General features: G+C 76.5%; 10 protein-coding genes. 6 read left to right on the top strand and 4 right to left on the bottom strand.

Going from position 1 to position 9,593, the window contains the following annotated elements; all coding sequences use genetic code 11:
• From phnE (FA014_RS15155) to FA014_RS15165, 3 genes are all read left to right on the top strand, one after another.
• A partial coding sequence (phnE, locus tag FA014_RS15155) for a phosphonate ABC transporter, permease protein PhnE (RefSeq protein WP_154730489.1) occupies window positions 1-727 on the top strand: 727 nt, incomplete at its 5' end.
• Window positions 724-1,590, top strand: coding sequence for a phosphonate ABC transporter, permease protein PhnE (phnE, locus tag FA014_RS15160; RefSeq protein WP_419178411.1), 867 nt, complete (start codon window positions 724-726; stop codon window positions 1,588-1,590). The genes phnE (FA014_RS15155) and phnE (FA014_RS15160), both read left to right, overlap by 4 nt.
• Complete coding sequence (locus tag FA014_RS15165) at window positions 1,574-2,431, top strand: MurR/RpiR family transcriptional regulator (RefSeq protein ID WP_195969309.1); 858 nt, start codon at window positions 1,574-1,576, stop codon at window positions 2,429-2,431. The genes phnE (FA014_RS15160) and FA014_RS15165 overlap by 17 nt, the downstream gene beginning before the upstream one ends.
• 16 nt (window positions 2,432-2,447) lie before the next feature.
• Here FA014_RS15165 and FA014_RS15170 read toward each other — a convergent pair whose 3' ends face one another.
• The 3 genes from FA014_RS15170 to FA014_RS15180 form a co-directional block, all read right to left on the bottom strand.
• Complete coding sequence (locus FA014_RS15170) at window positions 2,448-2,696, bottom strand: hypothetical protein (protein ID WP_154730490.1); 249 nt, start codon at window positions 2,694-2,696, stop codon at window positions 2,448-2,450.
• Window positions 2,697-2,940: 244 nt separating this feature from the next.
• The gene (locus FA014_RS15175; protein WP_154730491.1) at window positions 2,941-4,809 is read right to left on the bottom strand and encodes an HNH endonuclease signature motif containing protein; all 1,869 of its coding nucleotides are present in this window, start codon (window positions 4,807-4,809) and stop codon (window positions 2,941-2,943) included.
• A gap of 179 nt (window positions 4,810-4,988) precedes the next feature.
• Complete coding sequence (locus FA014_RS15180) at window positions 4,989-6,518, bottom strand: DHA2 family efflux MFS transporter permease subunit (RefSeq protein ID WP_154730492.1); 1,530 nt, start codon at window positions 6,516-6,518, stop codon at window positions 4,989-4,991.
• A 176-nt stretch (window positions 6,519-6,694) separates the two neighbouring features.
• On the opposite strand from FA014_RS15180, the gene FA014_RS15185 reads away from it, so the two are divergent.
• Window positions 6,695-7,141 carry an ATP-binding protein gene (locus FA014_RS15185; RefSeq protein WP_230323215.1) on the top strand — a complete coding sequence of 149 codons (447 nt, stop codon included), beginning with the start codon at window positions 6,695-6,697 and terminating at the stop codon, window positions 7,139-7,141.
• A gap of 15 nt (window positions 7,142-7,156) precedes the next feature.
• Here the strand turns inward: FA014_RS15185 and FA014_RS15190 are convergent, their stop codons facing one another.
• On the bottom strand, window positions 7,157-7,939 hold the full coding sequence (locus FA014_RS15190) for an endonuclease/exonuclease/phosphatase family protein (protein WP_154730493.1): 783 nt from the start codon (window positions 7,937-7,939) through the stop codon (window positions 7,157-7,159).
• A 59-nt stretch (window positions 7,940-7,998) separates the two neighbouring features.
• On the opposite strand from FA014_RS15190, the gene FA014_RS15195 reads away from it, so the two are divergent.
• Both FA014_RS15195 and FA014_RS15200 read left to right on the top strand, forming a co-directional pair.
• A complete protein-coding gene (locus tag FA014_RS15195; RefSeq protein WP_154730494.1) occupies window positions 7,999-8,628 on the top strand; it encodes a nucleotidyltransferase family protein in 630 nt (209 codons plus the stop codon).
• A gap of 136 nt (window positions 8,629-8,764) precedes the next feature.
• Complete coding sequence (locus FA014_RS15200) at window positions 8,765-9,340, top strand: RNA polymerase sigma factor (protein ID WP_419178412.1); 576 nt, start codon at window positions 8,765-8,767, stop codon at window positions 9,338-9,340.
• The last annotated feature ends 253 nt before the right edge of the window (window positions 9,341-9,593 follow it).

Genomic DNA, 9,593 nt, shown 5'->3' on the forward strand with positions numbered 1-9,593 from the left:
GCTCGCCGTCACCGCGCTGACGCTCGCCCCCGGGATCGGCGTCGAGGTCGACCTCGGTGCGCTGGCCAGGAACTGGCGGAACGGCGCGGACAAGATCGTCGCGCTGCTCCAGCCCGACTGGTCGTTCTTCCCCCGCACCGTCGGGCCGCTGCTCGAGACCCTGCAGATGGCGGTCATCGCGACGGCCGTCGCCGGCGTCGTCGCCCTGCCGCTCAGCCTCTGGGCCGCGCGCACCACCAACCCGCACCGGGCCCTGCGCGGCGCCGTGCGAGCCGTCCTCAACGTCGTGCGGGCGGTGCCCGACCTGCTCTACGCCTCCGTGCTCGTCGCGATGGTCGGCGTCGGCGCCCTGCCCGGCATCCTCGCCCTGGTGCTGTTCGACGTCGGGATCGTCGTCAAGCTCGTGTCCGAGCAGCTGGAGGCCGCCGACACCGGCGCGCTGGAGGCGGCCCGTGCGGCGGGTGGCACGCAGCTGCAGGTCAACCGCTCCGTCGCGGTACCGGACATGATGCCCGGCTTCTGGAACCAGCTCCTGTACGTCCTGGAGCTCAACGTCCGGGCGTCGTCCGTGCTCGGCCTGGTCGGCGCGGGCGGCATGGGCCTGCTCATCGATGCCGTGCGGTCGTTCTACCGGTACGACCAGCTCTCGCTCATCATCCTGGAGATCCTCGTCGTGGTGCTCGTCCTCGAGGCCGTCAGCAGCGCCGCCCGCCGGAGGCTGGTGTGACCGCCCCCGCCACCCCCACCACCCGTGCTCCCCGCGGCGCCCTGCTCGTCGGCGCCGCCGTGGTCCCGCCGCCGCGCCCGTCCCGGCTCGCGCCCCGCGCGCTGTCCGCGGCCGTCGTCGTGGTGGTCGTCGCCGCGTTCTGGTCCGTCGACATCTCCTGGGGCCGGCTCGCCGACCTCCCGTCGGAGGTCGTCCGCTACCTGTGGCTGATGTTCAGCGCCCCCGACTGGTCGGCCCTGCCCGAGGCGCTCCGGCAGACCTGGCGGTCCGTCGCGATGGCGTGGCTCGGCACGGTGCTCGGGATCCTCGTGGCCACCCCGCTGAGCCTGCTCGCCGCCCGCGGCCACGGGCCCGCACCGGTGCGCGGCGCGCTGCGCCTGGTGTTCGCGGTGATCCGCGCCGTCCCCGAGATCATCATCGCGATCGTCATCCTGTCGGTCACCGGGCTCACGCCGCTGACCGGCGCCCTGGCGCTCGCTGTCAACGGGGTCGGCACGCTCGGCAAGTGGGGCTACGAGGCGATCGAGGGCATCGGCCGCGGCCCGGTCGAGGCGGTCCGCGCCGCCGGCGGCTCGGGGGCCCACGTGCTCCGCTGGGGCGTCTGGCCGGAGGTGCTCCCCGCGTTCGGGTCGTTCTGGCTGTACCGGTTCGAGATCAACGTCCGGTCGTCCGCCGTGCTCGGCCTCATCGGCGTCGGCGGCATCGGTGACATGCTCACCTCCTACACGCAGTACCGGCAGTGGTCCACGGTCGGCGTCCTGCTCCTCGTGGTCGTCGTGGTCACGGTGGCCGTCGACGCCGCGTCCGGGGCGCTGCGCCGCCGGATCATGGAGGGAGCCCGTGCCCGTGCCGTCCAGCCCTGACGTCGTCGCCCACCCCACGGTGCGGATCGCCACCGCGCTGCCCACCGTGCTCGCCAGCGAACGCCGGGTGCTGGAGGAGGTGCTGCACCAGCCCGAGCGGGTCGTGGAGAGCACCGCCCAGGAGGTCGCCGACCGGGTCGGCGTCGGGCGGTCGACCGTCGTCCGCGCGTGCCAGGCCATCGGCTACCGGGGGTACCCCCAGCTGCGGGTGGCGCTCGCGGCCGAGCTCGCGCACCGCGACGCCGAGGTCGACTACGGGTCCAGCGCCCTCGGCCGGCTCCGGGCCGACATCGCGGCGCTCGCCGCGGCGCTGCCCCAGATGACCGCGGTGCTCGACGAGGACACCGTCGAACGGGCCGTCGGCGTGCTCACCGGCTCCCGGCGGCTGCTCGTGCTGGCGAACGGCCTGTCCGCGCCGCTGGCCACCGACATGGCGATGCGGCTGACCGCCGTCGGCCGGCCCGCGGACTTCGTCGCCGACTCCATCGGGCAGCAGATCGCCGCCCGCGGGCTGGTGCCCGGCGACGGGTGCGTGGTGCTCAGCGGGTCCGGGGCCAGCGAGGCGACGCTCAAGGTGGCGCGGGCAGCGCGGCAGGGGGGCGCCGCCGTCGTGGCCGTCACGTCGTTCCGGGGGTCGCCGCTCGGGGAGCTCGCCGACCTGGAGCTCGTGGTGGCGCCTGCCGCGACGACGTTCCAGCACGAGCTCGAGCGGACCTCACGGATCGCCCTGGCGGTGCTGGTGGAGTCGCTGGTCGGGGTCGTGGCGGCGCGGACCGGAGCAGTCGCGCAGGCGACGCACGACCGGGTGCTCGACATCCTCAGCGACAACCTCGCCGACTGAGACCGCGGCCCAGGGCTCAGCCCAGGACCTCGATCTCGACCTCCCACGCCAGGTCGTCGAGGATCTCGGCCGCATGCGTGTGCGCCGCGCGGACCGCCGTGTCGAAGTCGGGCGCCTCGCCGCGCAGGTCGAACGTCACCCGGCCCGGCCCGACGAACCCCGGCGGGGCGTCGTCGCGCAGCGCGCCGAGCGCGTCCGCCATCCCGGCGCGGGTCTCGTCGTCGGGCACGTCGGGGACGGTGAGGTGGGCGACGTAGTCGGGCATGGGGGACATGGTGCCGCAGGGCACCGACAGGGCACCGACGAGGCACCGACGAGGCACCGACGAGGCACCGACGAGGCACCGACGAGGGAGCAGCCGATGTCGGCGTCCTGCGCCGGCCACGTCCCGCCGGGAGACCTGCACGTCCACGTCCACGTCCCGACGGCACGCCTGCACGACCACGGCCCGACGGCGCAGCTGCACGTCCGAGTCCCGTGGGTACGCCGGCGCCGCTCGGCACCCGGGTTCAGAACGGTGGCGGTGCGTCGTGGGGGTCGGCGGTGGCGTCGTAGGTCCGGCCGGTGCCGGGTCGGACCAGGTACCGGTGGCCGGCGGGGGTGATCCACTCGAACAGCCCGGGTTGGATCTGGCGCAGCCGGAAGCCGCCGTCGGTCTTCAGGCGGTGGTGGCGGTGGCACAGCGGGCCCAGGTTGCCGGCATCGGTCCGGCCCAAAGGTTGATCGGGTGGGTCGCCGGGTTGTCGGTGGTACTCGATGGTGTGGTCCAGGTCGGCGTGCCGTGCCGGGAAGGTGCAGCCCGGTGCGACGCAGGTCTTGTCCCGGGTGCGCACGAACTCCGCGAGCCCGGCGGGTGGTCGGTACCGCTCGCGCCCCACGTCCAGGACCTGGTCGGTGACCGGGTCGGTGACCACCCGCCGCCACACCCCGCCGTCGGCCAGCGCCCGGGCGCGGACCGCGTCGATGGGGCCGTACCCGTCGAGGTCGGCGGGCTTGTCGTCCAGGCCCAGGAGGGTGGAGGCGGCGATGGTGACTCGCACCTCGGCGCCGGGTCGCCCGGCGCAGCGCCCGCAGCCGCGACGCGCGGCGGTCGCCCCGGTCGGCGCGGTGCCGGGCGCGGGCTCGGTCGGCGCGGAAGCGGTCGGTGTGGAGGTGGGCACCGTGGGTGCGGTGTCAGGCACGGCCGGCGCGGTGCCGGGCTCGCTCGGCACGGTGGCGGGCACGGCGTCGGTCCGCGCCGGTGCGGTGTCGTACATGGGCGCCGTCGGCGCCCTGCTGGGCGCGGGATCGGTCACCGCGTGGCTGGACGGGCGCTCGGTCACCGGGACGAGGGTGGCGGTCGGGATCGGCTCGACCGGGCGTGGGCGCACGGGCTGACGTCGGGTGGTGGTCACGAGCCAGTCCGCCCCTCGGCGCGGGGTCGGCAGCACCGGGGCGGGTGGGTCCAGGTGCACCTCGAACGCGGGACCGTCGGACTCGGGCACGTCCCCGACCACGAGGTCGCGCAGGCCGTCGGCGCGCAGCTGGTCCAGGGTCCGGGGATCGCCCAGCGCCTTGGCGGCGCGGGCGGTGTGGTCCAGGACCCCGTCCACCCGGGTGGCGTCCTCCGCGGCCAGCACGACCCACATCGCGGCCATGCCGTGCGGGCGGCGCCGGGGGTGGGTCACCCGGCGGCTGCACCGGGCCCGGGTGTGCCGCCCGGCCTCACCGTGGGGGTCGGCGAGCCGGACCTCGCGGGCCACGCGCTGCTCGAGCTGTTTGCGGGAGCACTGCGCGGCGTCGGGCAGGACCGCGGTCTCCACCGCGTGCGCGGCTTGGTAGGGCAGGTCGGTCAGCCCGGCCGCGATCACGTCGGCTTTGGCGGCGTCGATGTGGCCGGTCTGCAGGGCCTGTCCGGTGGCGGCCAGCATCCCGTTCAGCAGCAGCGCCCGGTTCACGGTCTTGTTCGCCGAGACCCGCGCCCAGCCCAGCCGCATGGCCAGCTCGTCCCCGGCCACGCTCGGGTGCGTGGGTGGCGCTCCCGCGAGCGGTGACCAGTCCGGGGCCATCTCGGGGCGGGTCGCGAGCTCGGCGACGGCGTCCAGCATCGCGGCGTGCTGGTGGGCCTCCATCCGCACCCGCGCCGCCACGACCTCCACGAGGACGGCGGGGGCCAGCACCGTCAGGTCCAGCCCCCGCAACCACGCGTCCAGCACGGGCCCGGGAGGACAGGCGGCGATCGCCTCGACCTGCCGCTGCTCACCGGTGCGCGGCGCCCCGCCGAACGCCACCACGGGGTCCGGGCCGTAGTCCGTCAGGCAGACACCGTCGGGCCCGTAGACCGGCAGCACCAGGCCGGCGAGCGTGTCGCCGTCGGGGTGTTCCTGCAGGTCAACCATGCAAGAACGCTACCGGCGACCTCCGACACGACCTCGGACGGAGCGCCTGCCCTGGGGACCAGACACACGGTCCGTCCTGTGGAGGACTCGGTGCCCGCTCACCGACCGGGCACCGCCGCGGACCGCGCCACCCAGCGGCCCGGGAGACCGCATGGCGCGCCGCGTCGCACCCCGCCCGTTCAGTCGCGGCCGTCGCCGCCCACGGGCCCGGGGGCGCTCGGTGGTTCCGGGGACGCGGGTGCACCCGACCCCGTCGGCACGACCGACGCCGGCGGGGTCACCTCCGCCGCGGACCCCGGGATCGCGATCGCCGACACGACCGCCCCCGCGGCCATCAGCCCGGCGCACGCGAGCATCGCGACCGGGTGCGCGTCGGCGAGCACGTCCGGGTCGGACAGCCCCGCGCCGACGCCGGCCACCAGCGGCAGGACGGCCACCGCCAGCAGGCCGGCGACCCGGGCCACGGCGTTGTTGGTCGCGGAGGCCACCCCGGCCAGGTGGTCCGGGGCGGCGGCGAGCGCCGTGGCGGTGAGCGGTGCGACGGTCAGCACCAGCCCGACGCCGACGAGCAGCACCCCGGGGAGCACGTCGAGCAGGTACGCCGCGTCGGGCCCGATGCCGCCGAGCAGCACCGCTCCGGCCCCGGCCAGCAGCGGCCCGACCGTCATCGGGATGCGCGGCCCGATCCGCGCCCCGAGCGCCCCGCCCTGCGCGGACAGCAGCAGCATGAGCAGCGTCACCGGGAGGGAGGCGATCCCGGCGGCCAGCGGGGACCAGCCCGTCACGACCTGGAGGGTCACGGGCAGGAAGAAGAAGATGCCGGTCAGCGCGGCGTAGACCAGCAGCGTCGCGAGGTTCACGGCGGCGAACGGCCGCCACCGGAACAGCCGCAGCGGCAGGGCCGGGTGGTCGGAGCGCGCCTCTGCGACCAGGAACCCGGCCAGCGCCAGCACCCCGGCGGACCCGACGGCGGCGACGGGTCCGGTCAGCCCGCCCTCCTCGGACCAGGCCGTGAGCGACCAGGTGAGCGCCCCGAGCCCGACGCCCGCGAGCACGGTGCCCAGCACGTCGAGCTGCCCGGACGCCTCCGGGTCGGCGGACTCGGGCACGAACCGCACGGCCACGACGACGACCAGCGCGGCGAGCGGGATGTTGATGCCGAACACCCAGCGCCAGCCGACCTGCTCGACGATCCAGCCGCCGAGGAAGGGCGCGACCGCCCCGGCCGCGCCGCTCAGGCCCGACCACGCGCCGATGGCCTTCGCGCGGTCCCCGGCGACGAACGTCGCCTGCAGGATCGCGAGCGAGCCGGGGGTGAGCAGGGCGCCGCCCACGCCCTGGAGCGCGCGGGCCGCGATGAGCAGCCCGACGGTCGGGGCGAGCGCGCACAGCACGGACGCCGCGGCGAACGCGACCGTGCCGATGACGAACACCCGTCGCCGGCCGAACCGGTCGCCCAGGGACCCGCCGAGCAGCAGGAGCGCCGCGAGGGTGAGCGCGTAGCCGTTGACCGTCCACTGCAGCCCGGCGGTGGTCGCGCCGAGGTCGGCCGCGATGGCCGGCAGCGCGATGCCGACCACCGTGCCGTCCAGGAAGACGAGCGCGGAGCCGAGCACCGTCGCGAGCAGCGTGCCCCGGCCCGCGGCGGAGCGCAGGACGAGCCCCGCGGGTGCGGGGCCGGGCGTGGCGTCGGCGGGGTCGACGGGCACGGGACCTCCTGGCGGCTGGGCGACCGGCACCGGCGCGGAGCCCGTTCCGGCGCCTGCCGTGCCCTGCGACAGTACGGCCGCGGACCGGTGCCCGGCACCCCCGGGACGCCCGCGACACCCCTACCCGGCGTGTCGTTCGGTCAGCGCGCACGCGCCGCGTCAGGCACAGTAGGCGGGTGGGTGACGTCAGGGACCTCCGTTCGGCGCCGGGAGCGAGGCGCGCCGACGCGCGCGCCGAGCACGACGAGCTGGTCCTGGACGCCCGTCGGTCGGCCCCGCGCGCGGCGCGGCACTGGATCATGCACCGGGTGGCCGCGTCGGGTGTCTCGGGGTCGGCGAACCAGGTGATCGAGCTGCTGACCGGCGAGGTGGTGGCCAACGCCGTCGTGCACGGGCCGGAGCACGGCCGGGTGCGGGTGGCGGTGCGGATCGACCACCGGGGCGTGCGCGTCTCGGTGACGGACGAGAGCCCCGCCCGCCCGCAGGTGCAGCACCCGGCGCCGACCGCGGTGAGCGGGCGCGGCATGGCGCTGGTGGAGGCGCTGTCGCGCACCTGGGGCGTGGACGAGCACGGCGCCGACGGCAAGACCGTGTGGTTCCTGGTCGACCCCGAGGCCGACTGACCCGGGTCTCCCGGCTCAGCCGCGCGGGCGGTCCTCGCCGAGCGCGAGGTCGACGACCAGCGCGCGGTGGTCCGACATGCCCGTGTCGACCGCGATCGGCTCGCTCGACGGCACGACCGGCCCGTCGAGCAGGACGTGGTCGATCTGCCGGTCCGGCACCGCGACCGGGAACGTGTCGACGCGGCCGACCGAGCGCCAGCCGGACACGCGGGCCGGGGTCGCGCCCTCGAGGTTGAGGTCGCCGGTGACCGCGATCGGCCGGGGCAGGGCCCGGCAGGCGCGCACGAGGTGCCGCAGCTGCATCACGTTCCACGCGGTGATGAAGGTGAGGTGCGTGGCGACGACGGTGAGCGGCCCGTCCGGCGTCTCGACGACCGCGGCGAGCGCGGCGCGCTGCTCGTCCTGCACCAGCGACGGCCGCCGGCTCCCGCGGTGCACCATCGGCACCCGGCGGCGCAGCGTCGGCAGCGTCAGCACGCGCCACGTGCTCACGGGGTACCGGCTGAGCAGCGCGATGCCGTAGGCGGCGATCGTCGGCTGGTCCTCGCCGGTCGCCGCGGTCCAGGTGCCCGGGTGGCCGTGCAGCGTGGCGACGAACCGGTGGGCCTGCGCGCCCATGGCCTCGGCGGCGACCGCGGTCAGGTCGGCCTGGTGCGACCGCGGCTGGTCGCGGTCGACCTCCTGGAGCGCGAGGACGTCGGCGTCGAGCCCGCGGACGGCGTCGGCGAACCGGTCCAGGTCCACCTTGCCGTCCGTGAGGCTCCGCCCGTGCAGGATGTTGAACGTCGCGAGTCGCACGACCGCGATTCTCCCCGTCGTCCTGCGGACGCGCGCGTCGTCGTGCAGACTCCGGGGACATGACCTCCGACGCCGCCACCGCAGCTGTCGCGGGTGCCGAGGTGGGCCCCGGTGCCGCCGACCCGCCCGACCCCCGCACCGCCCTGCAGGACGCCCTGCGGATGGCGGCGGTCGCGCTGGAGGAGGCGGGCATCCCGTTCGCCCTGGTCGGCGGCTACGCCGCGTGGGCCCGCGGCGCGCCGGAGCCCGACCACGACGCCGACTTCGCGATCTCCGAGGACGACGTCCCGCAGGCCAAGGCGGCCCTCGCGGCGGCCGGCCTGGACGTCCAGGACCCCGCGGAGAACTGGCTGTTCAAGGCGTTCCACCACGGGGCGCTCGTCGACATCCTGTTCCGGATGGTCGGGGAGCCGATCACGCACGAGATGCTCGGCCGGTCCGACGTGATGGAGGTGCTGGCGGTCCGGATGCCGGTGCTGGACGCGACGGACATCATCTCCGCGAAGATGCGGGTGCTCGGCGAGCACTACTGCGACTTCACCCGGATGATCGCGATGGTCCGGGCGCTGCGCGAGCAGATCGACTGGGAGCGGGTGCAGCGGGAGACGGGCGCGACGCCGTACGGGCGGGCGTTCCTGCTGCTGGTGCACGAGCTGGGGATCTCGCCGGTGGGGCCCGCGCCGCGCTGAGCCCCGCCGCGGAGGCCGGCCGGACTCCGGGGCGACTCGCCCGCCGGGTCGGTGCAAGGACCCGCCCCGACGCGACACAGTGGTGGCACAGGCGTGCGCCGTCGCGCGCGCCCCGCCGCCGACGCGAGGGGAACGCGTGCACACCGCTCGACAGCCTGCCGCCGGGACGGACGCCACGGGGTCCGACGCGCCCGCCGACGTGCCCGCGGGACCCGGCGACGCCGACGGCCCCGCCGCCGCGCACGACGCGCCGTGGTTCGAGGACCTGTTCGCCCGGCACGCGTCCGCCGTGCACCGGTACCTGCTGCGCCGGGGCGCGGGCGACGACGCGGAGGACCTGGCGGCCGACGTGCTGACCGTGGCCTGGCGCCGGCGCGGCGAGGTGCCCGACGGCCACGAGCTGCCCTGGCTCTACCGGACCGCGGGGTTCGTGCTGGCGAACCACCGGCGCAAGGGCCGCCCGGTCCCGGTCGAGACGGTGCCCGACGAGCCCGATCCCGACGACCCCGCGGTGCGGGCGGTGCGCGACGAGCGGGTGCGCGAGGCGCTGGCCCGGCTCAGCGTCCGCGACCGGCAGGTGCTGCTGCTCACCGCCTGGGAGGGGCTGTCGGGCGACGACCTGGCGCTCGTGCTCGGGGTGTCCCGCGGCGGGGCGGACGCCGCGCTGTCCCGTGCCCGGTCCCGGCTGCGCGAGGTGTGGGCGGCGGACTGACCCCCGCGGGCCGTGGCCCGGGGTGCAAGCCCCGGCGGCCCGGGGACACAGACGGGGTGGAGGCGCCAGCACCGCACCGGTGACGGGCGCACACGACCCCGAGGAGGCCACCGTGGACGAGCACCGCGACCAGCACCCGGCCGGCGGCGCCGGCTCGCCGGGCGGCACGCCCGACGACGCGCCCGCCGGCCTGCCCGGGGACGCGCCCGCCGGCCTGCCCGGGGATCCGGCGGTCGACGACGAGGCGTTCGCG

Source organism: Cellulomonas hominis (assembly GCF_005239125.1).
GTDB lineage: Bacteria > Actinomycetota > Actinomycetes > Actinomycetales > Cellulomonadaceae > Cellulomonas > Cellulomonas hominis_A.